Genomic DNA, 22,428 nt, shown 5'->3' on the forward strand with positions numbered 1-22,428 from the left:
GCCCCCGCCGGCCGGGCGCGCCGCCCGCGCGCCCGGCGGCGGCTGGGCGGGCGGACGGCCGCGCGCCACCGTGTGTCGCCGTCGCCCGTGTGCCGCGTTCGCCGGGGTCGCCTGTGCTCACGCCCGGACGATCGGGCAAGCTGTGATCTCCGAACGACCGGTGGTACGGGAGGCTGGTGTGGAGACGGAGGCGGGCCCCAGGGGCGACTGTCTGCGGCACGAGGAGCCCTCGCGGAAGATCCTCCGCGACGAGACCCTGCTCGTCCTGGCGCTCTCGCTCGGAGCGAGCGGCGTCTCCGCCCTGATCAGCTTCGTCGGGTCGGTCACCAAACCCGGCGGGCTCAAGGACCAGGCGGCCACCCTCAACGCCTCCGCCGCGCCCGGACGCCCCTGGCTCGACCTCGCCTGGCAGCTCTTCGGGATCGCCACCGCCCTGGTGCCCGTCGCCCTGGTCGCGCACTTCCTGCTGCGCGAGGGGCGGAGCCTGCGCGTGCTCGGCTTCGACCGCACCCGCCCCTGGCCCGACCTCGGCCGCGGCGCCGCGATCGCGGCGGTGATCGGCAGCGCCGGGATCGCCTTCTACCTCGCCGCCCGCGGCCTCGGCTTCAACCTCACGGTGGTGCCGGAGGCGCTGCCTGCGGTGTGGTGGAAGTACCCGGTGCTGATCCTGTCCGCGGTGCAGAACGCGGTCCTGGAGGAGGTCATCGTCGTCGGCTATCTGCTGCGCCGGCTGGACCGGCTCGGCTGGTCCGCGGGGACGGCGCTGGTGGCCAGTTCCGTGCTGCGCGGCTCCTACCACCTCTACCAGGGCGTCGGCGGCTTCCTCGGGAACATGGCAATGGGCGTCGTCTTCGTCTGGCTCTACCGGCGTTGGGGCCGGGTCGGCCCGCTGGTGGCGGCGCACTCGCTGCTCGACGTCGGGGCGTTCGTGGGATACGCCCTGCTGGCCGGCAAGGTGGGCTGGCTGCCGACGGCGTGAGCAGCGGGCGCGGGAGTGCCGAAGGGGGCGTACGACATCTTCGTACGCCCCCTTCGGCGTGACCGGCGCGCCCCGTTCCGTGCGCGGGGCGGTCAGGCGTTCAGTGCGCCGTCGATGACGGTGACCGCGTGGCCGGTGAGCAGGGTGCGGTCGCCGCGCAGGCCGGTGCGGACCAGGCCGGAGCGCGGGGAGGCCTGGAGGCCGGTGAGATCGGGGCGGCCCAGCCGCTCGGCCCAGTAGGGGGCGAGCGCGGTGTGGGCGCTGCCGGTCACCGGGTCCTCGTCGATGCCCACGTTGGCGAAGAAGCAGCGGGAGACGAAGTCGTAGCCGCGGGCCGGGTCCTCGGCGCGGGCGGTGGCGATGATGCCCCGCGCGGAGTAGGCGGCCAGGGCCTTGTGATCGGGGTTCAGACCCCGGACGGTCTTCTCGTCGGCCACCTCCACCACCAGGTCGCCGACGTGGGGGCCGGTGTCGAAGGCGGTACGCGGCTCGGCGCCCAGGGCCTCGGCGACCCCGTCGGGCACCTCGACCGCGGTGAGCGGGGCGGTCGGGAAGTCCAGCGTGATCGAGCCGTCGTCGGCGGGCGTGGCGGTGAGCACCCCGCTGCGGGTGGCGAAGCGCACCGGGCCCGGGTGCGCGCCGGTGGTGTGCAGGACGTGGGCGGTGGCGAGGGTGGCGTGTCCGCACATCGCCACCTCGGTGACGGGCGTGAACCAGCGCAGCGCCCAGTCGGCCTCCGCGCGCTCGGGCAGCCGGTGGGCGAAGGCCGTCTCGGCGTGGTTGACCTCCAGTGCCACGTTCTGGAGCCAGTCGTCCTCGGGGAAGGCGTCGAGGAGCAGCACCCCCGCGGGGTTGCCGGCGAAGGGACGGTCGGTGAAGGCGTCGACGATTCGGATCCGCATGCCCCGACGGTAGGGGCTCCGGCAAGCCCGGAACCAAGGCCAATCGGCGGTCGGCGGACTGGAATCCCGAGGGCGCCGGACGACTGGCCTGTGCCAGTGGTCGTTGATCGATTGCCACTGACGGATGATCGATGGCTGTCTGTGTCAGTGAAGGATGATCACTTGCAGATTCGTGTCAGCCAAGGGCAACCGTTGGTGGCTCTGTCGTCTCGCAATGGCGGGCCTCGTTAGGATCTCCTGATCATGGACGTGTTGATGGGGAACGAGATGATCGCCATCCCGCCGGGGCAGGTGACGCTGTCGGACCGGCGGACACAGCGCAGTTGGTCGGTCGAGCTTGCGCCCTACCAGCTCGCGGCATTCCCGGTCACCCAGGCGTTGTACGCACAGATCACAGGCCAGCGGCCGAGTACCGCCCCTGGGGACCAGCTGCCCGTCGAGTGCGTCTCCTGGTGGGACGCGGCGCGGTTCTGCAACGCTCTGTCCCAGTGCGCCGGCCTCACGCCCGCGTACCACTTCCGTGCCGAGGCCGAAGACATCGAGTGGGATGCGTCCGCCGACGGGTATCGGCTGCCGACCGAAGCCGAGTGGGAGCACGCCTGCCGTGCCGGGACGACCGGGCCGCACTACGGGGATCTCGACGAGATCGGCTGGTATCGCGGTAACTCGCACGAGCGCATCCACGAGGTGGGCGGCAAACGCCCCAACTCGTGGGGGCTTTACGACATGCTCGGCAACGTCTGGGACTGGTGCTGGGATGCCTACGACGCCGAGGTCTATGGCGCCTACCGGGTGCTCCGTGGCGGTGGTTGGTTCGATGAGCACTGGAGTTGCCGGGCCTCCGCGCGGCGCCGCAGCCACCCGACTTTCCAGGTCGACGACGTGGGATTCCGCGTCGCGCGTTCCGTCGTGCGTTGATCCACGTCGTGTGCAGCCCGGCCCGCGCGGGGTCGGTCTGGCGATAGCGTGATCCTCATGACGGCTGAAGACGAGGCGCTGGTCGGCGGGATGGTGAACGCGGGGGCGGTCTTCCGCCGAGGGGAGTTGGTGGAGCGACCGGCACCACGCAACGCACGCGCCCTGCATGCCTATCTCCTTGCGCTGAAGGAGCACGGCTTCGACGCGGCGCCGACCCCTGTCGGTCTCACTGCGGATGGCCGTGAGCAGCTGACTTTCATTCCTGGTGACGTGGCTCTGCCGCCGTTCCCGGACTGGGCGATGACGAGTTCTGCCCTCGAATCGGTGGGGAGCCTGCTGCGTCGTCTGCATGAGACCAGCGCGGCCGTCGCGGTCGACACCCGCGCTGAGTGGCCCCCGGACCTTGCCGACCCGGAGGGGGGAACGATGTTGTGCCACAACGATGTGTGCCCGGAAAACGTCGTCTTCCGCGACGGTCGCGCTGCGGCCCTGATCGATTTCGACTTGGCGGCCCCAGGCCGTGCCCTCTGGGACATCGCCATGACTGCCCGCTATTGGGTGCCCATGCTCGATCCCGGGTCCGCAGCCGCTCTCCATCCCCCCGGGCTGGATGCGGCCGCACGGCTGCGGATTCTTGCCGACAGCTACGGCCTCTCGGCGAGGGACCGTGCCGAGTTGCCCGGCGTCATCGAGCAGGCCACGGAGGTCTGCCGGGCCTTCGTCGCCCGCCGCGTGGCCGGCGGAGACCCCGTCTATCTCAAGGCGTTGGCCGAGCGTGGTGGATGGGAACGCTGGGACCGCATGCAGACCTGGCTGGTGGACCACCGTCAGACGTTCACAGCTGCCCTGCTGAACTGACCGGCCTGGACGTTCGAGGACAGATTCACAAAAGCATCGCCTTGCGTTGGCGGTATGCCTTCTGACGGCAACGCTGGGAGCACGTCCGGCGCTGTGACCTGCCGAGTCCTTCGGGCAAGGGGCCCGAACAGACTGTGCAGGGTGACGTTTCCAGGGACTCGTTGCAGGTCGGGGCGAGGGCGTCAGCCCTCGCCCCGACCGTGGTGGGTGAAGCCGCGGGTTCGGGAGGCGGGTTGGGGTTTGGAGACGCTGGGGCTGCCTTTTGAGTGCGGTGTTCTTCGGATGGATGGGTGCGCCAGCGGTGGGCTCTTTGCCGACACCGTGCTGAGCATGTGCGGCGTCGTGACTGTCGGGGGCCGGGAGGAAGTGGTTCCCCGCAGAATTCGCAGGTCCGGGCGGATTCCGGTGCGGGGTTCCAGGGTTGGGGTGGTGTGCGAACCGGGGGACGCGGTGGTGTTGTTCTCCAGCGGTAGGCGGACTGGCGGCAGCGTTGCGAGCACGTGCGTCGTCGGCTCTTCGTGGTGCTCGGTGCCAGCGGGCCTTCGCAGATCGGGCAGGCCTGCGGTGAGTCGCCCTCCGGGTTCGAGGGCATCTCAGCGGCCTGTTGGTTGCGTTGCTGTCGTTCGAGGTAGGCAGTCCGTCGGCAGGCAGATGAGCAAAGTGGGCGGCGCTGTCCGATCTGCATCTTCATGAGTTTTCCGCAGATCCGGCAGGGTTCGCGGCGCCATTCGCTGGCCGGGTAGCGCTTGCGGTATCTCTTCTGGCGGCAGGCTCTTGAGCAGGTCAGGGGTTTGGGACCGAACATCGACTTGGCCTGGATCGGGGCTCCGCATTCCTTGCAGTCGACCGTGTTCAGGATCAGCTGGAGATCTGTCAGGTCTCGGCCGGCGGCCGCAGCGATGCGGGGCCATGTCGGTTTGCCGCAGTGCAGGGGCGGTTCGGTGAGGTATTTCCGCAGGTAGGCAGGAGGAAGGTGGTTGGCCTGGGCGAGGCGGGTGATGAAGGATGTGGCTCCTTCGCCGCGTTGTGGCCGGACCTTGAACGGAAGACGGGCGACATCAGTGTCCGAAGCCAGCGACGTCATCCGTCGGTGCCGGGCCGCTTGCGGCGGGAGGCGATGTCAAGGTCGACGGCCAGCAGTCCTGCTTTGGTGATCTTCTCCGTGCCGGTGAGGATGGCGTCGACGGCGGCCCCGCGGAGCTGGTGGGACAGGGTGCCGATCATGCCGCCGGTGCGGGTGTGCAGGAACCGGTCCAGGCGGGTGAGGGTGCCGGGCTTGTGCTGGTGCAGCAGGAGGTTCGCCTCCAGCTGGGCGACCAGGGCTTTCCATTCCGCGTTGTAGGGGAAGGGGTGGGTGTCCACCGCTGTGAAGCGGGCGGCGATCTGGTCGCCGCGGGTTCCGGTCAGGAGATCGCTGTCCTCGATGTCGATGCCCGCGTAGGCGAAGGTCGCCGGGATCCGCTCGGAGAAGTACTTGAGTGTGTCGGACGCGTCGGCTCCGGTGCGGGTCTGCAGCGAGATGTTGTGGATCTCGTCGACCAGGACGAGGCTGGTGCGGGCCTTGGTGCAGACGCCGACCACGGCTTCGGTGAGGTCGGTGATGTTGGAGCTTCGCAGGACCGGGAGGCCGAGGAACCGGGCGAACTCGGCGGCGATCATGCGGGGTGTCGCGGCGGGCGGGACGGTGATGTAGATGACCGGTATGCGCTCGTCCTGCCCGGGGTGTCGGCGGCGGTCCTGGAGTTCGTGGGCCAGGCCGAGCTGGGTCAAAGCGATCGTCTTGCCGGTGTTGGCCGGACCGGTGACGATCAGGCCCCGGCGTGCGCTGATGGCACCGCGGTTGAGGACGGTCAGGCGCCGTCCGCAGGTGACGGTGCGGCGGACGGTGGAGGTGGCGACCACCTGGAGACGGGCGTGGTGGTCGAGCCGGTCCTCGTCGTAGTCGTACTTCTCCTCTTTGCTCAGGGCGTCGTACTCGTTCGTCGTCAGCACGGTCATCGTGGTGCTGGTCGTCGACTCGACGAACTGCTGCCAGCCGGGCAGGACGGTCAGGTACTGGCCGAAGTCGTCGTGCGGGCTGCTGTCGGGCATCGTCGTCATGATCTCTTCCAGGGGTCCTCAAGCGGGTCGAAGAGCCCCAGCGGGATCACCTCGGCCATGGTTTCCTCGTCCTCCGCCAGCTCGTGCGGGGCGGGTTCGTCCTGCGTGCTCGGCGGTGGCGGTGTCGTCGCCGCCGTCGGCGTGGTGGCCTTGGTGCGGGCCGCGACGCGGCGGTCCTTCTTGGCTGTTGCGGCTTTCCTGCTCTTCTTCGCCGCAGGCCGGGCGGGGCCGGCGTGTGCGCGGGTGAGCAGGGCGGCGACGGCCTCGGCGAGTTCTTCCTCGGTGGCCTTGGGTAGTTGGTGGCTGACGTGGTCCCAGGCCAGGTCCCCGAAGGGGACCGGAGCCCGGTTCAGGTACTTCCAGGTCGCCTGGACCCATTCACCGCCGCCGCGGTGATTGCGTACCCAGACGCGGGAGACGTCGTAGGGGTCACGGTGGACCTCCCAGAGCCCGCGTTTGGCAGTGATGCCCGAGTCGTGCCGTCGCATCGGCCCGAGTTCGGGGGCATCGTAGGTGCGGTTGTTGATCCGGATGCCGTAGGAGTTGACGGCCCGCCAGGCCGCGGGCAGAAGTTCGATGTAGTCCTGGCCGCTGAGCGCGACCGGGACGTAGCCGCAGACCTCGACTAGGTGTTCTGTCCGGGGAGGTTGTGGACGGGTGAGCCAGGTCTCGGCTGAGGGATCTTGAACAGGTGAGGGCCTTCCGGTTCGGTGTGGATTGCGACGTCAACACCGACAGAAAGGCCCTCGTGGTCCACCGTAATGCACCTTTGACCGAGACCGGTCGCCTGCGCCTGGCCCGCTGCGTGGTCGAGGAGGGCTGGCCGCTACGGAGGGCCGCCGAGCGCTTCCAGGTCTCGCCGACCACAGCCCAGCGGTGGGCCGACCGCTATCGGCGACTCGGCGAGGCCGGTATGAGCGACCGCTCCAGCCGGCCCCGCCACAGCCCCCGGTGCACTCCGGCCCGCACCGAGCGACGGATCATCAAGGTCCGGCTGCTGCGCAGGCGGGGGCCGGCCCGCATCGCGCACTTCCTGCACCTGGTGCCCTCCACCGTGCACCGCGTGCTGACGCGCTACCGTCTGGCCCGCCTGTCCCATCTGGACCGCACCACGGGCCGTGTCGTGCGCCGCTACGAACGCGACCGGCCCGGCGAACTCGTCCACGTCGACATCAAGAAGCTGGGCAACATCCCCGACGGCGGCGGGCACAGGGCCCACGGCAGGGCCCAGGGAAGCCGCAACAGCTCCGCGCACCGCGACCGAGCCCGGCCTCGCACCGTCCACGGCCGCCCCAACCTGGGCTACAGCTGCCTCCACACCGCCGTCGACGACCGCTCCCGCCTCGCCTGCAGCGAGATCCTCACCGACGAGAAGAAGGAGGCCGCCACCGGCTTCTGGCAGCGGGCCCACGCCTTCTTCGCCCAGGCCGGGATCACCGTCGAACGGGTCCTGACCGACAACGGCTCCTGCTACCGCTCACGCGACTGGCGCGACACCCTGGCAGCATCCGGGATCGCCCACAAACGAACCCGGCCCTACCGGCCCCAGACCAACGGCAAGGTCGAACGCTTCAACCGCACCCTGCTCGACGAATGGGCCTACGCCCGCCCCTACCGCTCAGAAGCCGAACGCCGCGAAGCGTTCCCGCAATGGCTGCACAACTACAATCACCACCGCGGACACACTGCGCTGAAAGGGCAACCACCCGCCAGCCGCGTCCCCAACCTCACAGGGCAATACAACTAGGGCGGCGTACTTCTGGTTGGGGGTGAACAGGCGTCCGGGATGGTCGGGATCCCGCAGCCCCTCGTGCGGGCGGTTCTGCCAGTGGGCGACGATCCACTCGTCCAGCAGTTCCTGGAGTTCGGGCAGTGACCACAGGTTCTCCTCCTCCGGGTGCCGACCGCGATGATCGGTGTTGCGGCCGGTGTAGCCGCGGAGGAACTGGGCGAACATCGTCGCGACGGAGCACAGCATCTTCTTGATGTGCCCCTTCTCGAAAGGCGAGCCCTTGTGCGTGGGCTGGAAGTCGATCTCCAGGAACCGGCAGGAAGCCCGGAAGTTGTGCGAGACGAACACCTTGCCGTGGTCGCAGACGATCATCTCCGGGACGATCACCGGCTTGGCCGCGGCGTGCTCGAGGCGTTCGTCGATGGTCAGCAGGCGGCGGTGCGGCAGCACCGAGCGCGACATCTTCAGTGCGTCGATCCAGCCCGGCCGCATCAGTTCCGGCGTGACGGTGCGGGCCAGCAGCACGCTGGCGTCGACCGACTTCGTGGTGGGCCTGAGCACCGCCGCGGTCAGCGTCCTGGACGCGACGTCGATCATGCCGGTCAGTTCGACCTTGCCGACCACTCCGTCGTCGAGGCGGACCATGACGTCCAGCGGAGTGGAGTCGATCTGCATGACCTCGCCCGGAGCCGACACCGTCAGCTCTCCGAACGGGGCGGCGGCCCCGTGGGCTGTCGACCTGCGGGTGACCGCCGACCCGGTCGTGTGCGTGCCTGCCGTGAGCCTGTCCAGCAGGCGGTAAAGCGTTCGCCGTGACGGCAGTTCGGCCGGGTCACCGCCGTTCTCCCGGAGGATCTCCCCGGTCCTCCAGATCAGGTAGGACCCGTTGCGTGTCGAGGTCTCGACGCCCTCTTTGATCGCCTGCCGCATCGCCGCGACGACGGCATCCGGTGCGTCACCGAACTCCTTGCGCTTGCGGACCGAACGGTGGTCCACGAGCCTGGCCGGTCCGACCAGGCCGTCCTCCGTGTAACGGCGTCGCCGCAGCCCCACCGCCCCGGACTTGATCTCGTGGCCGAGGGCCGCGAGTTCGGCTGCCTTGGTCTTCTGGCGCGAGGTCACCGACGTGCCCGGTCCGTAACCCGGCCGCGGCGGTGTGCCGGGTTCGACGTCGGGCGGCAGCCCGTGCAGGACCTCAAGGATGTGCTCTTCCCACCAAAGTGCCCGCTTCATCACTTCGGGAGCGAAGGTCTCCAGCAGGCCGGACGCGGGCAGCGGCATGCGTTCGGGCTGGAACAGGATCTCGAAGTCCGCCGTCTCGAACAGGTCGATCAGAGCGACCACTCGGTGCGGTGTCTCGGCGTCCTCCAACACCGCCGCCTGCGCGGTGACCTCGAGACCCCCCCTGACCTGGCCCTCAAACCGGACCCGCTGGCCGACCGCCAAGGCCGGCGGCCGCTTCAGGCTGCCCATGCGTTTCCCTCCGTCCAGACCAGGCTGTCGGTCTCCATCAGTCCTCCCGCCAGGTCCGTCTTCAAGGCACCGGACCACAGCAGATGGAACAGCACCGGCAGAACCTGCAGACGGTCTCCGACCAGCCCGGCGCCGTCCCAGAGCCCCATCGGTTCACGGAAGACCTCCAGCAGCCGGTCCGCCATCGGCACCGGTCGAGCGCAGCGGGCCCGCCGATACCGGGACAGCCAGCGGACATTCGCCATGAACACCGACTCGGGCCGCCCGGCCCACTCGAACTCCCAGCCCACGGCCCGGCAGGCATGCCCGGTTGCGTCGAACGCCTCCTGCGTCGCCTCATCCATCTCGTCCTCGGCCCGGACGTCAACGATGCGGGCGCCACCGTCGGACAGCCGGACGAAGTAGTCGGGAGCGTGCCGACGCTTGCGGGTGCCGTCGTGCCAGTGCAGCCAGAACGGCTGTGAGGCGATCGCGACCACGTGCGGATCACGGTCCAGCAGGATCAGTCGGTCCCTCTCCAGCCACGACTCGTAGCCGACGTGATCCCTCATCGTCGACGAGTAGTACCAGCCAGCGAACCCCCGACTGTCCTTGTGCCAGCTGAACTCCCGCACCGGGTCCATAGCCTCGAACGGCATGTCCCAACTGGACCCCAGCGATCGGCGCACGAGCGTGTCATTGACGGAAAAGGCCAGGTCAAAGGCTGCAAGGGCAGCCCCTTCGAACACACCGACAGGTGCCCCCACCACGTCCCTCGCGTACCTGTACACCGAATGATCAACCTGCGATCACCGATCACTGGCACAGGTCAACGACCCGCAGGTCGGGAGGGGCTTGTCGGACGAGCTATTCCGATATATCGTTGAAGCATCGCGACAGATCAACGATGGAATGGAGTGGTAGCGATGCGTTCCCACGGACACGGACACGAGCACGAGCACGGACATCAGCACGGCGGCCCCCGGGGCGGCTTCGGCGGCTTCGCCGGTCTCGGTGGCTTCGAAGGACGGCGGGCGGCCTTCGGGCCGTTCGGACCGGGTGGGCCCGGCGGACGGGGCGGTCCGGGCGGGCCGGGGTTCGGCCCCGGCGGACCCGGATTCGGGCCGGGCTTCCCGGGCCCCTGGGGCGGGCGGGGGCGCGGCGGCCCGCGCGGCCGGGCGCGGCGCGGTGACGTACGGGCCTCGATCCTGGCGCTGCTCAAGGACCGTCCCATGCACGGCTACGAGATGATCCAGGAGATCGCCGAGCGCAGCGGCGGCGCGTGGAAGCCCAGCCCCGGCTCGGTCTACCCCACCCTGCAACTGCTGGAGGACGAGGGGCTGATCGCCAGTGAGAGCGAGGGCGGCAAGAAGCTGTTCGCGCTCACCGAGGCGGGCCGCGCCGCGGCCGACGAAGGCCCGGACGCCCCCTGGGAAGAAGCCTCCCGCGGAGTCGACTGGGAGGCCCTCGGCGAGATCCGCCAGGCCGGGTTCGGCCTGATGGAAGCCTTCGGCCAGGTCTGGAAGACCGGCAGCAAGGAGCAGCGCGACAAGGCGCTCGCCGTCGTCAACGAGGCCCGCAAGAAGCTGTACCTGATCCTCGCCGACGAGGACTGATCCGCTCCGCCGACCCGGACGGCGGCACCGGGCGCCCCGTGGAGTCCTCCGCGGGGCGTCCTGCGCACGGCGGGGGCGACTGGCCTGATCTCATCCGTGAGGAGGAGATTCCGGTCGGCGGGGTGCACTCCTCGCGGCAGACGCGAATGGTTCCCGCCGGGGATGACCGGAGCCCGCCGTACTGATGGGGTGGGAGACGTGCACGACCGCATCCCCGGGCAGCCGGCCCACGACCAGGACGACCCCCTTCCGGGCGACCGGCTCCCGGACCGCCGTCCTCCAGACGACCGTCCCGGTGACGGCCGTCCCTCCGGTGACGTCGCCGACGACGCCGGACTCAGCGCCGAACTGGCGGCGGTGCTCGCCGCCGCCCGTCGCAGGGCGGTCCGCGACGGTGACCGGCAGACCGACACCGCCCACCTGCTGCACACCCTCCTGGAGTCCGACCCCGAGGTGCGCGCCGCCGTCGGCGGCGGTCCCCGGCTGGCCCGGCTGCTCGGCTATCTCGTCCAGCGCAGCATCGGCTACGGCCTGCGCTGGCAGTCCACCGTGGAGGACTCCGGCGCCCTGCCGGTGGTGGCGCCGGGGAACGCGGCCGCGTCGGGCGCTCCCGGGGCGGCGGCCGGCCCCGATCCCCGCTCGCCCCTGGCCTCGGCCGCGCTGGAGCACGCCCGGGCCCGGGCCGCCCGGCGCGGCGGGGAACCGGCGCGGGGAGCCGACCTCCTCGCCGCGCTCCTGGCGGATCCGCGGACCCGTGCCGTCGAGGTCCTCGCCCGGGCGGGGATCGACGCCCGCGAACTGGCCGCCCGCCTCGACAACGATGCCGAGGACCGGTCCGGGGGACGGGCCGGGAACCGGCCCGAGAGACATGCCGAGGACCGGACCGACGGGTATGCCGAGGACGCCCGGACCGCCTGCTGAGCGGCCGTCGGCGTCCAGCCGCTGAGACAGGTGCCACTGAGGATGACGCTCATGTCATCGCCTGTCATCATGTGCCGATGCGTACGTCTGCGGTCGGTCACGGCCCCTCCGGCAAGGGCGTCGGGCTCGGTCTCGCCCTCGTGTCCGCGCTCGCCTTCGGCGGTTCCGGCGTCGCCGCCAAGCCGCTGATCGAGGCGGGCCTCGACCCTCTGCACGTGGTGTGGCTGCGGGTCACCGGCGCCGCCCTCGTCATGCTGCCGCTCGCCGTGCGCCACCGCGCGCTGCCGCGCAGCCGCCCGGCCCTGCTCGCCGGGTTCGGACTGCTCGCCGTGGCGGGCGTCCAGGCCTGCTACTTCGCCGCGCTCTCCCGCATCCCGGTCGGCGTCGCCCTGCTCGTCGAGTACCTCGCACCGGCCCTGGTCCTCGGCTGGGTCCGGTTCGTGCAGCGGCGGCCGGTCACCCGGGCCGCCGCGCTCGGCGTGATCCTGGCGGCCGGCGGCCTCGCGTGCGTCGTGGAGGTCTGGTCCGGGCTGAGCTTCGACGCCCTCGGACTGCTGCTCGCCCTGGGCGCCGCCTGCTGCCAGGTCGGCTACTTCGTCCTGTCGGACCAGGGCGGCGACGCCGGCGACCGGGCCCCGGACCCGCTGGGCGTCATCGCGTACGGCCTGCTCGTCGGCGCCGCCGTCCTCACCGTCGTGGCCCGCCCCTGGTCCATGCACTGGTCGGTGCTCGCCCACAGCGCGTCCATGAACGGCGCCCGGGTGCCGGCCGTCGTCCTGCTGCTGTGGATCGTGCTCGTCGCCACCGTCCTCGCCTACGTCACCGGCGTGGTCTCGGTGCGCCGGCTCTCCCCGCAGGTCGCGGGCGTCGTGGCCTGCCTGGAGGCGGTGATCGCGACCGTACTGGCCTGGGTGCTGCTCGGCGAGCACCTGTCCGCGCCGCAGATCGCCGGCGGCGCGGTGGTGCTGCTGGGCGCGTTCATCGCGCAGTCCTCGGCGCCCGCCGAACGGGCGGCCCCGCCGGTGGCGAGCGGCGGCGACCGGGCGGAGCGGGAGTTGTCGGCGCGCGGAACGGCGGCCTAAAGTGGCGATCATGTACACACGCGCACGCGTTCTCCCGCCTCCGGCCGCCTGAGGCGGGCCCTCCGGTGACCTGCCCGGCATCGCGCCGGGCCGAACGGTGCTGCCCGCGGAAGAAGTCCGCCGCCCCCGCCCGAGCGGGGCCGGCCATCCCGTACTTCTGCATCTTCGCGGAGAGAACTCGTGTCGCACGCTTCTTCCGGCCTGCCCCTCGGGCGTGGCCTCCTCTATCTGATCGTCGCCGGCGCCGCCTGGGGCACCGCGGGCGCCGCCGCCTCTCTGGTCTACCGGGCCAGTGACATGGGGCCGGCCGCGCTGTCCTTCTGGCGCTGCGCCATCGGCGTCGTCCTGCTCCTCGCCGCCCGCCTGCTGAGGCCGCGCGACCGGTCCGCCGCCCGGTCCGCCGACGGGTCCGCCCCGGCCGTGCCCGCCGGCCGGCTGCTGCTGCGCGCCGGGGCCACCGGGGCCGGCCTCGCCGTCTTCCAGACCGCCTACTTCGCCGCGGTCCAGGCCACCGGGCTCGCCGTCGCGACCGTCGTGACGCTCGGCGCCGGACCCGTGCTGATCGCCCTCGGCGCGCGCCTCGCGCTGGGCGAGCGCCTGGGCCGGGCCGGGCTGACCGCCGTCCTCGGCGCGCTCGCCGGACTGGCCGTGCTGGTGCTCGGCAGCGGCGGTGTCGCCGTCCGCCCGTGGGGCGTGCTGCTGGCCCTGCTGTCGGCTGCGGGCTACAGCGTCATGACGCTGCTCACCCGCTGGTGGGGCCGGGACGGCGGCGCGGACAACTCCGCGACCACCGTGGGCGCGTTCGCCGTGGCCGGCGGGTGTCTGCTGCCGCTCGCGCTGGCGGAGGGACTGGTGCCGCACACCGCCGACCCCGCGCGCCTGCTGTGGCTGCTGGCCTACATCGGCACCGTCCCCACCGCCCTCGCCTACGCCCTCTACTTCGCGGGCGCGGCCGTGGTGCGCTCGGCCACCGTGTCCGTGGTCATGCTGCTGGAACCGGTCAGCGCGGCCGTGCTGGCGGTCGCCCTGCTCGGTGAGCGGCTGACGCCGGCGACCCTGGCCGGCACCGCGCTGATGCTCGGCTCGGTCGCGGGCCTCGCCGTGGCGGAGACCCGGCAGGCGCGGGCCGTGCCGGCGGAACCGGTCCTCGGGTGAGCGGGGGCGGACCCCGTCGCGGGGTCCGCCCCTTTCCGGTCCGTCGAGTCGAGCGGACGAAGTCGTCGCGTGGCGGCGGGCGGTGGGCGTCCGGTGGACCGTCCGCCTCGCGCTCAGCCCTCGCTCCGGCGCAGCAGGTGCTCCCGGGCGGCCGCGTCGCGCGGGCCGTCGCGTTCGTCCAGCCGCGCCGCGATCCGCTCCCGCACCTCGGCGGACCGCTTGCCGGCGTACTTGAACTTGGCGCGCACGCCGGTCACCTCCAGGCGCAGGCCGCGGATGCCGGACAGCTGCCGCCCGTACGGCGCCTCGCCCACCGCCGCGCGGGCCGAACCGCCCGCCGGCTGGAAGTGGCCGAGCTGCCGGTTCAGCAGTTCGGCCTTCTCGGCCGGATCGTCCACGATGTGCGCGGTGCAGCGCAGTTGCACGGCCGCGTAGAAGCTGGTGGGCACGCCGTGCTCGGGCGGCATGTCCGGGTCCGCCTGCCAGGGTCCGGGCACGTACACGTAGTCGTCGACCACGCTCAGCAGGACCTCGGGGCGCGCCGTGACGGCGGACCACAGCGGGTTCGGGCGGGCGAGGTGGGTGACGGCCTCGCCCCGGCCGGCGTCGTAGGCGAAGTGCAGCGGCTGGACCCACGGCGGCTCGCCGGGCGGGCCGTTCACCGCGAGCTGGCCGAAGTCGTGGCGGGTCAGCCAGCGCTGCCACTCGGCGTCCTCGCGGGGCGCGTCCCAGGGGTGGACCAGCATCACAGCGCCCTGAGGTAGTCCGGCAGCTCGGTGCCGGGGGCCAGGTCCGGGTCGGCCAGCGGAGCGCCGTACCGCCTGGCGACCGGGACGACGCCGGCCCAGTGCGGCAGCGCGAGGTCCTCGGGCTCGTCGTTCACCCCGCCGGTGCGCAGCTTGGCGGAGACCTCGGCCAGGTCGATGCGGAGCACGGCGGTGGCCGCCAGTTCCTTGGTGTTGGCGGGGCGGGAGTCGGCGGCCCGGCCGGCCACCACGTGGTCCACCAGCGCGTCCAGCGCCGTCCGCTTCTCCTGCGGGTCGGTGACCTGGTGGGCGGTGCCGTGCACCACCACGGAGCGGTAGTTGATCGAGTGGTGGAAGGCGGAGCGGGCCAGGACCAGGCCGTCGACGTGGGTGACCGTCAGGCACACCGGAAGCCCCGGGCCGGCCTGCCCGGCCATGCGCAGCGGCCGCGAGCCCGTCGAGCCGTGCACGTAGAGCAGCTCGCCGACCCGGCCGTACAGCGTCGGGAGGACCACGGGCGCGCCGTCGCGGACGAAGCCGAGATGGCAGACGTAGCCCTCGTCGAGTATCGCGTGCACCAGCTCCTTGTCGTAGGACGCCCGGTCGGCGGAGCGGGTGGGCACGGTGCGGTCGGTCGGGGTGTAGGCGTCGGGCGGCGAGGTCGGCTGCGGGGTGCCCTGCATTGCGGTCTCCATTGCACTAGTGCATAATGTGGTTTGTGCTAGGAGGATATCGGATCGAGGGGCGGCGTGCGGCGGAGATCGCCGCGAGCGTCGAACGCGCGGTGGGCGGCGGAGACCTGGAGCCGGGTCAACTACTGCCACCCATGCGGGAGTTGGCGACCCAACTGGGAGTCAATCCCAACACCGTCGCCGCCGCGTACCGGGTGCTGCGCGAGCGCGGGGTCATCGAGACCGCCGGCCGCCGCGGCAGCCGGGTGCGGCCCGCGCCCGCCACCACCGGGCGGGACCACATCCGCGTGGACGTGCCCGAGGGGGTGCGGGACGTGTCGGCCGGCAGCCCCGACCCGGCGCTGCTGCCGCCGCTGGCGCCGGTGTTCGCCGAGGCGGCGGCCCGCGGCGACCGCGAGCCGGTGCTGTACGGGCACCGGCCCGTGGACCCGGAGCTGGAACGCGTCGCGCGTGCCGGGCTGGACGCCGACGCGGTGCCGCCGGGGCCGCTCGCCGTGCTGTCCGGCTCGCTGGACGGGGTCGAGCGGGTCCTCGCGGCCCACCTCAAGCCGGGCGACACGGTCGCCGTGGAGGATCCCGGCTGGGGGCGGACGCTCGACCTGGTGCCGGCGCTGGGGCTGCGCGCGGTGCCCGTCCGGGTCGATGACGAGGGGCCGCTGCCCGACGACGTACGCGGCGCCCTCGCGGACGGCGCACGCGCGCTGATCGTCACGGACCGGGCGCAGAACCCGACCGGCGCGGCGGTGAGCGCCCCGCGCGCGCGTGCCCTGCGGGCCGTGCTGGCCGAGTACCCGGAGACGCTGCTCATCGAGGACGACCACGGCCACGGCATCGTCGACCTCCCCCTGCACCCGCTCGCCGGAGTCACCCGCCACTGGGCCTTCGTCCGGTCGGTCGCCAAGGCCTACGGCCCCGACCTGCGCCTGGCCGTCCTGACCGGGGACGAGGTCACCGTCGACCGGGTCCGCGGCCGGCAGCGGCTCGCCTCCGGCTGGGTGAGCCTGCTGCTGCAACGGGCCGTGGTGCTGCTGTGGGCGGACGGGGCGTCGGCCGCGCGCGGGGTGGCGGCGGAGTACGGCAGACGGCGCGCGGCGCTGATCGGCGCGCTGGCCGAGCGAGGCGTCGCCGCGCGCGGGCGCAGCGGGATGAACGTGTGGGTGCCCGTGCCGGACGAGACCGGAGCCGTCGCCCGGCTGCTGCACGCCGGCTGGGCCGTCGCCCCCGGCGCGCGCTTCCGGCTGAGCGCGCCCCCCGGAATCCGGATCACCGTCTCCACGCTCCGGGACGGCGAGCCCGAGCGGCTGGCGGACGCCGTGGCCGCCGCGCTGGGGCCCGCGCCTGCGCGGGGGTACGTGTAGGGGGCGGGACCGGCGGGGGGCTGGGAGTTCTGTTCGGTGGGGGAGCGTCGGTGCCTCCGGGAAGGCAGACGTGTGGGCGGGGCCGTCGGCGGGGATCGCTTTCCCGCCGGAGAGCGCGTCACGTGTGTGCGTCGGCCCCGCGTGCGCCGGCTCCGTGAGCGCCAGTCCCGCGTGCGTCGGTCCCGTGTGCGCCGGCCTCGCGCATGTCGGTCCCGTATGCCCCAGTCCCACGTGCGACGACCGCCCGGCGGCGGGCACGTCCCGTGGGGGACGGCTCGCCGCCGGGCGGTCGTGCTACGCCGGGCGGCCCGTCGTCCGAGCGGCGGGATGGACGGGGCCTCCCGCCGGGACGGAGGCGCTCCGGGCCGCCCTCGCCGGCCCGGCCCGGACGGACCTCTACGGCGTGGCGGGTGCGGGCATCTCCGGCACGGCGCCCACCGGCTCGCCCGGTGCGATGCGTACGGGCTCGTCCGTCGCGGTCCGCGCCGACTCGTCCGGGGCGGTGCGCACCACCCCGTCCTTCGCGGTCCGCGCCGCCCCGTCCGCCGTCGCGCGCACCGCCTCCTCCCGTGCCGTACGGGCGGAGCGGTCGCCGTTTCCGGGGCGGCGGGCCTGGGTCAGGGCCGCTCCCGCCAGGACCACGACCGCGCCGACCGGGGTGGACCAGCTCAGGTGTTCGCCGAGTACCGCGACCCCCGCCGTGGCGGCGATGATCGGGACGAAGTAGGTGACCATCTGGGCCGTCGTCGGCCCGACCTCGGCGACCAGGCCGTACTGGACGAGCATCGCGAAACCGGTGCCCAGGGCGCCCAGCGCGGCGATCGCCAGCAGCGGCCCCACCGACAGGCTGGTCGGCACCTCGGTGAACAGCGGGGTGACCACCGCGAGTTGCACCGTGGCCAGCAGCAACTGCCCGCCCGTCAGGGACAGGTGGGACTCGGCGGAGCCGGCCAGGGTGCGGCGGACGTAGATCCAGCCGACCGGGTAGCTCAGCGAGGCCAGCAGGGCCATCGCCGTGCCTCCCGCGTCCAGGCCCTGGAACCCCTGCCAGGCGCCCAGCACCGTGAGCACCCCGAGGAAGCCGAGCCCGAGACCGGCCACCCGCACCCGGGTCGGGCGGTCCTCCGAGAGGGCGACGAGCGAGAGTGCCATGCCCCACAGCGGCGACGTCGCGTTGCAGATGCCGGCGAGGGTGGAGGGGATCGTCAGCTCCGCGTACGCGAACAGCGAGAACGGGAGCGCGTTGAGGAGGAACCCCGCGACCGCCAGATGGCCCCACGTGCGGGCGCCGCGCGGCAGCCGCTCCCGCTTCACGGCCATCGCCACCGCGAGCACCGCGGTGCCGAACAGCAGCCGCCCCAGCGTCACCTGGAAGGGCGCGAAGCCGCGCGTGCCCACCTTCATGAACAGGTAGCTGAAGCCCCACACCAGCGCGAGGAAGGCGAACCGGGCCCGCCAGTGCAGGCGGCGGCCGGCCCGTTCGGGCGGGGCGGACGGTGACGATGACGGTGAGGAGGCGGTCGCGGTGCTCATGGTCGTACGATGCACGGCACCGACCTCGTAGCACAATCGAGAATTCGAGCCCGGTATCTCGTAGCATCACTTACATGTTGAACCTGGAGCGCCTGCGCACCCTCGACGCCCTCGCCCGGCACGGCTCGGTCAGCGGCGCGGCCGACGGACTGCACGTGACGACCTCGGCCGTCTCGCAGCAGATGGCCAAGCTGGAGCGCGAGGTGGGCCAGCAGCTCCTGGCCAGGAACGGCCGGGGCGTCCGCCTCACCGACGCGGGCCGGCTGCTGGCCGAGCACGCGGCGCGCATCCTGTCCCAGGTCCAGCTGGCACAGTCCGATCTGGAGGCCCGGCGCGGACAGGTGGTCGGCGAACTGCGGCTGGGCGCGTTCCCCACCGCCGCGCGGGGCCTGTTCCCGCCGGCGCTGGCCGAGCTGCGCACCCGGTACCCCGGCCTCACCGTCACCACCACCGAGGTGGAGCCCGCGCCCGCCCTGCGCGCCGTGCAGCGCGGCGACGTCGATCTCGCCCTGGTCCTCGACTGGTACAACAAGCCGCTGCCGGTGCCCGAGGGCCTCACCCGCGCCCCGGTCCTCGACGACCCCGTCGACGTGGCCGTGCCCGCCACCCACCCCTGCGCCGACCGCGCCGAAGCCGCGCTGGAGGACTTCGCCGACGACGACTGGATCACCTGGGCCGACGCGGAGTTCTGCCACGAGTGGCTGCTGGACACCTTGCGTTCCCAGAGCGTCGAACCGCGTGTCGCGCACCGCGCCCAGGAGCACGCCACCCAGCTCGCCCTGGTCGCCGCGGGCCTCGGCGTGTGCGTCGCGCCACGGCTCGGCCGGGGGCCGCTGCCCGACGGGGTGCGGACGGTCCCGGTGCGGCAGGCGGTGCGGCGGCACGTCTATGCCGTGTGGCGCGCCGACGCCGACCGCCGTCCCTCGATCCGCGCGGCGGTGGACGCGCTGCGGGCGGCGGGGGAGCGGGCCGCCTGAGACCGCGGCCCCCGACGACGTGAGGCTCTAGACGGCGCCGAGTTTGCGGAAGTCCCAGGAGACGGTCTTCTCCGGTGTCAGCCGCAGCCACGCGTGCCGGCCGTCGTGCGGCATCTCCTCCAGGCCGAAGTACTTGCGGGCGAACAGGGTCTCGGGCAGGTCGAGTTCGGCGCGCAGCTCGCCGGTGCGCGGTGTCTCGCCCACGCACTCCACCGCGCCGGACAGCTCCACGCCGCGCAGCCGGTCGTACTCCTCGCCCGTGTCGACGACTATCGCCACCCGCGGATCGCGGCGCAGGTCGGCCCAGCGTCTGCTGCGCACCACCGAGTACAGCCACAGCGAGGCGCCGTCCCACACGAACCACAGGGCGCTCACGTGCGGTGCGCCGCCCGCCGACACCGTCGCGACCCGGCAGGTGCGCTCGGCGGCGAGGAACTCGTCCAGCTCGGCCGGCGTCATCATGATCTTGCGGCCCCGGCGCTGCGCGACGGTCATCCGACCCCCTCGTGTCCTGTCGTCTCCCTCGTCCCCGGCGGCGTGCCGGGGCCGGTCCTCGCCGGCGGGAGACGTCCTCCCGAGGATGAGGCCCCCCGCCCGCTCACGCAACGGCGGCCGGACGGTTCGTCACGTCAGCCTGATCTCCGACCCGGTGACGGAGATGCCCCTGGCGGGCAGTGGCCGGGTCGCGGGTCCCTTCCTGACGCCGCCGTCCGCGGCCGAGAACTCGCTGCGGTGGCAGGGGCAGCTGATCACGCCGTCCGCCACCCGGTTCACCGCGCAGCCCTGATGGGTGCACGCCGACGAGAACGCCTCGAACCGGCCCTTCACCGGCTGGGTGACCACCACGCCCTGCGCGGCGAACACCTTGCCGCCGCCCTCGGGGATGTCGGTGGTCCGCGCGAGGACACCGCCGCCGGAACCGGCCGCGCCCGCGCCGGACGACGGCCCGCCGCCCGACCCACCGGTCCCGCCCGATCCACCGGCCCCGCCCGATCCACCGGCCCCCTCCGCCCCGTCCGAGCCACCCGACCCGCACGCGCCGAGCCCGAGGGCGAGGCCCGCACCGCCCACCGCCGCCACGACCGTGCGGCGGGCCGGCGCCCCCTGGGAGTGAAGCGATTCGCTGGTCATGCCGACGTTCCCTTCGCGGACTTCGTGAACCGGTCTCGGGTCCCGCGCCCGGACCCGCGCGCTCACACCTCGCGCGCGCCGAGCCCGTGACCCGCACACAGGTACGGCTCGCGGGCGCCGGACGTTCAGACGGCGTGGCGGCCGGCGGACGACCCCCGAGTAACCTGGGGCGATGCTGAAGGAAGTCGACGCGATCCGCTTCATCACGCCGTTGCGCGAGGGCGGCTCGCTGCCGGGGCTGGTCGAGGCGGACGACTTCGGGACGTACGTCCTGAAGTTCGCGGGCGCCGGACAGGGCCGCAAGACGCTCGTCGCCGAGGTGGTCTGCGGCGAACTCGCCCGCCGGCTGGGCCTGCGGGTGCCCCGGCTGGTGACCATCGGTCTCGACCCGGTGCTCGGGCTCGGCGAACCCGAGGAGCAGGTGCAGGAACTGCTGCGCTCCAGCGGCGGCGCCAACCTCGGCATGGACTTCCTCTCCGGCGCGCTCGGCTTCGATCCGCTCGCCTTTCCGGTGGACGCGCGGGAGGCCGGGCGGATCGTCTGGTTCGACGCGCTGGTGAACAACGTGGACCGGTCCTGGCGCAACCCCAACCTGCTGAGGTGGCGCGGCGAGCTGTGGCTCATCGACCACGGCGCCACCATGATCTGGCACCACAACTGGCCCGGCGCCGAAGCCTCCGCCGCCCGCCCCTACGACGCCGCCGACCACGCCCTCGCCCGCTTCGGGCCCGAGGTCGCGGCCGCGGCGGCCGAGCTGGCGCCGCTGGTCACCGAGGACCTGCTCGCCGAGGTGACCGCCGAGGTCCCGGACGTCTGGCTGGACGGCGAACCCGGCTTCGACACACCCGACGACCTGCGACGGGCCTACGCGCGGCCGCTGCTGGCCCGCGCCGCCGTCATCCACGAACGCGTCAACGGCCTCGAAGGGGCGAAGTGAGCGACCACCACATCCTCGGCGGCCGCCAGGCGGGCGAGCGGCACATCATCCGGGCCGGCCAGGGCGGCGGCCGCGACGTGTTCGAGTACGCGCTGCTGCGCGTCGTCCCGCGCGTCGAGCGCGGCGAGTGCGTCAACGCCGGCGTGCTCGTCTACTGCCGCGCCCAGGGCTACGTCGGCGCCCGCACCCACCTCGACACGGCCCGGCTGCGCGCCCTCGACCCGGCCGTCGACGTGCCCGGGGTGCGCGCGGCGCTCGACGCCGTCGAGCACGTGTGCGCCGGCGGGCCCGCCGCCGGGCAGGCCGCGGGCGACGACGCCGGCCGGCGGTTCCGCTGGCTGGTCGCGCCCCGCTCCACGATCGTCCAGCCCGGCCCGGTGCACACCGGTCTCACCACCGACCCGGCCGCCGAGGCGGAACGATTGCTGGACCTCCTGGTGAGGTAATGGATCACACCGCCCCGGTGTCCCGTTGACACCGGGTGCCAAGGCTTCTAGCGTCACGTCTACCGAAGGTACTAAGCGGTCGCTCACCGCAGACCGGGTTCTCTCAAGGGCGAGGAGAAGCAGAAATGTCCACCACTGACCAGCGGGTCGCCGTCGTCACCGGCGCCGCGCGCGGCATCGGCGCCGCCACCGCCGTACGACTGGCGGCCGAGGGCCGTGCCGTCGCCGTGATCGACCTCGACGAGGCGGCCTGCAAGGACACCGTGGAGAAGATCACCGCGGCCGGCGGCCGGGCCATCGCGGTCGGCGCCGACGTGTCCGACGAGGCGCAGGTGGAGGCGGCGGTCGCGCGCATCGCCGAGGAGCTGGGCGCGCCGACCATCCTCGTCAACAACGCGGGCGTGCTCCGCGACAACCTGCTGTTCAGGATGAGCGTCTCCGACTGGGACACCGTCATGAACGTGCACCTGCGCGGCTCGTTCCTGATGACCAAGGCCGTCCAGAAGCACATGGTGGACGCGGGCTTCGGCCGGGTCGTCAACCTCTCCTCGTCCTCCGCGCTCGGCAACCGCGGCCAGGTCAACTACTCCGCCGCCAAGGCCGGTCTCCAGGGCTTCACCAAGACCCTCGCCAAGGAACTGGGCAAGTTCGGCATCACCGCCAACTCCGTCGCCCCCGGCTTCATCGCCACCGAGATGACCAAGACCACCGCCGAGCGCGTCGGCATGGGCTTCGAGGACTTCAAGGCCGCCGCCGCCACCCAGATCCCGGTGCAGCGCGTGGGCGAGCCCGAGGACATCGCCAACGCCATCGCCTTCTTCACCGGCGACGCGGCCGGTTTCGTCTCCGGCCAGGTGCTGTACGTGGCCGGCGGCCCGCTCGACTAGGGGATC

22 protein-coding genes and 1 pseudogene are annotated in these 22,428 nt (G+C 72.7%); 13 read left to right on the forward strand and 10 right to left on the reverse strand.

Features of this window, described 5'->3' with window-relative positions:
• Positions 1-178: 178 nt before the first annotated feature.
• Positions 179-979 carry a CPBP family intramembrane glutamic endopeptidase gene (locus ABEB07_RS17320; RefSeq protein WP_425589022.1) on the forward strand — a complete coding sequence of 267 codons (801 nt, stop codon included), beginning with the start codon at positions 179-181 and terminating at the stop codon, positions 977-979.
• A gap of 92 nt (positions 980-1,071) precedes the next feature.
• Here the strand turns inward: ABEB07_RS17320 and ABEB07_RS17325 are convergent, their stop codons facing one another.
• Entirely contained in the window at positions 1,072-1,881 is an 810-nt protein-coding gene (locus ABEB07_RS17325) for a PhzF family phenazine biosynthesis protein (RefSeq protein ID WP_345669153.1), read from the reverse strand.
• A 243-nt stretch (positions 1,882-2,124) separates the two neighbouring features.
• Between ABEB07_RS17325 and ABEB07_RS17330 the strand changes: the two genes are divergently transcribed.
• Positions 2,125-2,799 carry a formylglycine-generating enzyme family protein gene (locus ABEB07_RS17330; RefSeq protein WP_345669154.1) on the forward strand — a complete coding sequence of 225 codons (675 nt, stop codon included), beginning with the start codon at positions 2,125-2,127 and terminating at the stop codon, positions 2,797-2,799.
• A 57-nt stretch (positions 2,800-2,856) separates the two neighbouring features.
• Positions 2,857-3,657: an aminoglycoside phosphotransferase family protein gene (locus tag ABEB07_RS17335; RefSeq protein ID WP_345669155.1), complete on the forward strand. Its 801-nt coding sequence runs from the start codon at positions 2,857-2,859 to the stop codon at positions 3,655-3,657.
• 1,080 nt (positions 3,658-4,737) lie between these two features.
• On the opposite strand, the gene ABEB07_RS17340 is transcribed toward ABEB07_RS17335, so the two are convergent.
• Together ABEB07_RS17340 and ABEB07_RS17345 are read right to left on the reverse strand one after the other, a co-directional pair.
• Entirely contained in the window at positions 4,738-5,757 is a 1,020-nt protein-coding gene (locus ABEB07_RS17340; protein ID WP_345669156.1) for an ATP-binding protein, read from the reverse strand.
• Positions 5,754-6,335: a Mu transposase C-terminal domain-containing protein gene (locus ABEB07_RS17345; RefSeq protein ID WP_345669183.1), complete on the reverse strand. Its 582-nt coding sequence runs from the start codon at positions 6,333-6,335 to the stop codon at positions 5,754-5,756. The genes ABEB07_RS17340 and ABEB07_RS17345 overlap by 4 nt, the downstream gene beginning before the upstream one ends.
• A gap of 170 nt (positions 6,336-6,505) precedes the next feature.
• On the opposite strand from ABEB07_RS17345, the gene ABEB07_RS17350 reads away from it, so the two are divergent.
• On the forward strand, positions 6,506-7,504 hold the full coding sequence (locus ABEB07_RS17350) for an IS481 family transposase (RefSeq protein WP_345669157.1): 999 nt from the start codon (positions 6,506-6,508) through the stop codon (positions 7,502-7,504).
• Here ABEB07_RS17350 and ABEB07_RS17355 read toward each other — a convergent pair.
• Both ABEB07_RS17355 and ABEB07_RS17360 read right to left on the reverse strand, forming a co-directional pair.
• Positions 7,499-8,962 (reverse strand): annotated as a pseudogene (locus ABEB07_RS17355) (integrase); the annotation flags it as partial. The gene ABEB07_RS17350 and the pseudogene ABEB07_RS17355 overlap by 6 nt on opposite strands.
• Entirely contained in the window at positions 8,950-9,732 is a 783-nt protein-coding gene (locus ABEB07_RS17360; RefSeq protein ID WP_345669158.1) for a TnsA-like heteromeric transposase endonuclease subunit, read from the reverse strand. The pseudogene ABEB07_RS17355 and the gene ABEB07_RS17360, both read right to left, overlap by 13 nt.
• Before the next feature lie 135 nt (positions 9,733-9,867).
• On the opposite strand from ABEB07_RS17360, the gene ABEB07_RS17365 reads away from it, so the two are divergent.
• The 4 genes from ABEB07_RS17365 to ABEB07_RS17380 all read left to right on the forward strand — a co-directional run bounded on the left by ABEB07_RS17365 (position 9,868) and on the right by ABEB07_RS17380 (position 13,715).
• Positions 9,868-10,557, forward strand: a complete 690-nt coding sequence (locus tag ABEB07_RS17365) for a PadR family transcriptional regulator (protein ID WP_176148160.1) — start codon at positions 9,868-9,870, stop codon at positions 10,555-10,557.
• A gap of 198 nt (positions 10,558-10,755) precedes the next feature.
• Entirely contained in the window at positions 10,756-11,478 is a 723-nt protein-coding gene (locus ABEB07_RS17370) for a Clp protease N-terminal domain-containing protein (RefSeq protein ID WP_425589021.1), read from the forward strand.
• Positions 11,479-11,555: 77 nt separating this feature from the next.
• Positions 11,556-12,560, forward strand: coding sequence for an EamA family transporter (locus ABEB07_RS17375; protein WP_345669162.1), 1,005 nt, complete (start codon positions 11,556-11,558; stop codon positions 12,558-12,560).
• Positions 12,561-12,740: 180 nt separating this feature from the next.
• Entirely contained in the window at positions 12,741-13,715 is a 975-nt protein-coding gene (locus ABEB07_RS17380; RefSeq protein ID WP_345669163.1) for a DMT family transporter, read from the forward strand.
• A gap of 113 nt (positions 13,716-13,828) precedes the next feature.
• Here the strand turns inward: ABEB07_RS17380 and ABEB07_RS17385 are convergent, their stop codons facing one another.
• Both ABEB07_RS17385 and ABEB07_RS17390 read right to left on the reverse strand, forming a co-directional pair.
• Positions 13,829-14,461 carry an FMN-binding negative transcriptional regulator gene (locus ABEB07_RS17385; protein WP_345669164.1) on the reverse strand — a complete coding sequence of 211 codons (633 nt, stop codon included), beginning with the start codon at positions 14,459-14,461 and terminating at the stop codon, positions 13,829-13,831.
• Positions 14,461-15,144, reverse strand: a complete 684-nt coding sequence (locus ABEB07_RS17390; RefSeq protein WP_345669184.1) for a pyridoxamine 5'-phosphate oxidase family protein — start codon at positions 15,142-15,144, stop codon at positions 14,461-14,463. Before ABEB07_RS17390 ends, ABEB07_RS17385 begins: the two co-directional genes overlap by 1 nt.
• A gap of 35 nt (positions 15,145-15,179) precedes the next feature.
• Between ABEB07_RS17390 and ABEB07_RS17395 the strand changes: the two genes are divergently transcribed.
• A complete protein-coding gene (locus ABEB07_RS17395) occupies positions 15,180-16,511 on the forward strand; it encodes an aminotransferase class I/II-fold pyridoxal phosphate-dependent enzyme (protein WP_345669165.1) in 1,332 nt (443 codons plus the stop codon).
• 396 nt (positions 16,512-16,907) lie between these two features.
• On the opposite strand, the gene ABEB07_RS17400 is transcribed toward ABEB07_RS17395, so the two are convergent.
• On the reverse strand, positions 16,908-18,044 hold the full coding sequence (locus ABEB07_RS17400) for a DMT family transporter (RefSeq protein WP_345669166.1): 1,137 nt from the start codon (positions 18,042-18,044) through the stop codon (positions 16,908-16,910).
• A gap of 74 nt (positions 18,045-18,118) precedes the next feature.
• Between ABEB07_RS17400 and ABEB07_RS17405 the strand changes: the two genes are divergently transcribed.
• Positions 18,119-19,021, forward strand: a complete 903-nt coding sequence (locus tag ABEB07_RS17405; protein WP_345669167.1) for a LysR family transcriptional regulator — start codon at positions 18,119-18,121, stop codon at positions 19,019-19,021.
• Positions 19,022-19,048: 27 nt separating this feature from the next.
• Here ABEB07_RS17405 and ABEB07_RS17410 read toward each other — a convergent pair whose 3' ends face one another.
• Together ABEB07_RS17410 and ABEB07_RS17415 are read right to left on the reverse strand one after the other, a co-directional pair.
• Positions 19,049-19,516, reverse strand: a complete 468-nt coding sequence (locus ABEB07_RS17410) for a pyridoxamine 5'-phosphate oxidase family protein (protein WP_345669168.1) — start codon at positions 19,514-19,516, stop codon at positions 19,049-19,051.
• Positions 19,517-19,645: 129 nt separating this feature from the next.
• Positions 19,646-20,152 (reverse strand): Rieske (2Fe-2S) protein, encoded by a 507-nt coding sequence (locus tag ABEB07_RS17415; protein WP_345669169.1) that lies wholly within the window; start codon positions 20,150-20,152, stop codon positions 19,646-19,648.
• A gap of 172 nt (positions 20,153-20,324) precedes the next feature.
• On the opposite strand from ABEB07_RS17415, the gene ABEB07_RS17420 reads away from it, so the two are divergent.
• From ABEB07_RS17420 to fabG, 3 genes are all read left to right on the forward strand, one after another.
• The gene (locus ABEB07_RS17420) at positions 20,325-21,089 is read left to right on the forward strand and encodes a HipA family kinase (RefSeq protein ID WP_345669171.1); all 765 of its coding nucleotides are present in this window, start codon (positions 20,325-20,327) and stop codon (positions 21,087-21,089) included.
• 11 nt (positions 21,090-21,100) lie between these two features.
• Positions 21,101-21,535 (forward strand): DUF3037 domain-containing protein, encoded by a 435-nt coding sequence (locus ABEB07_RS17425; RefSeq protein WP_425589023.1) that lies wholly within the window; start codon positions 21,101-21,103, stop codon positions 21,533-21,535.
• 125 nt (positions 21,536-21,660) lie between these two features.
• Positions 21,661-22,422 carry a 3-oxoacyl-ACP reductase FabG gene (gene fabG, locus ABEB07_RS17430; RefSeq protein ID WP_345669172.1) on the forward strand — a complete coding sequence of 254 codons (762 nt, stop codon included), beginning with the start codon at positions 21,661-21,663 and terminating at the stop codon, positions 22,420-22,422.
• Positions 22,423-22,428 lie beyond the last annotated feature (6 nt).

This window comes from Streptomyces similanensis (genome assembly GCF_039543625.1).
Taxonomy (GTDB): domain Bacteria; phylum Actinomycetota; class Actinomycetes; order Streptomycetales; family Streptomycetaceae; genus Streptomyces; species Streptomyces similanensis.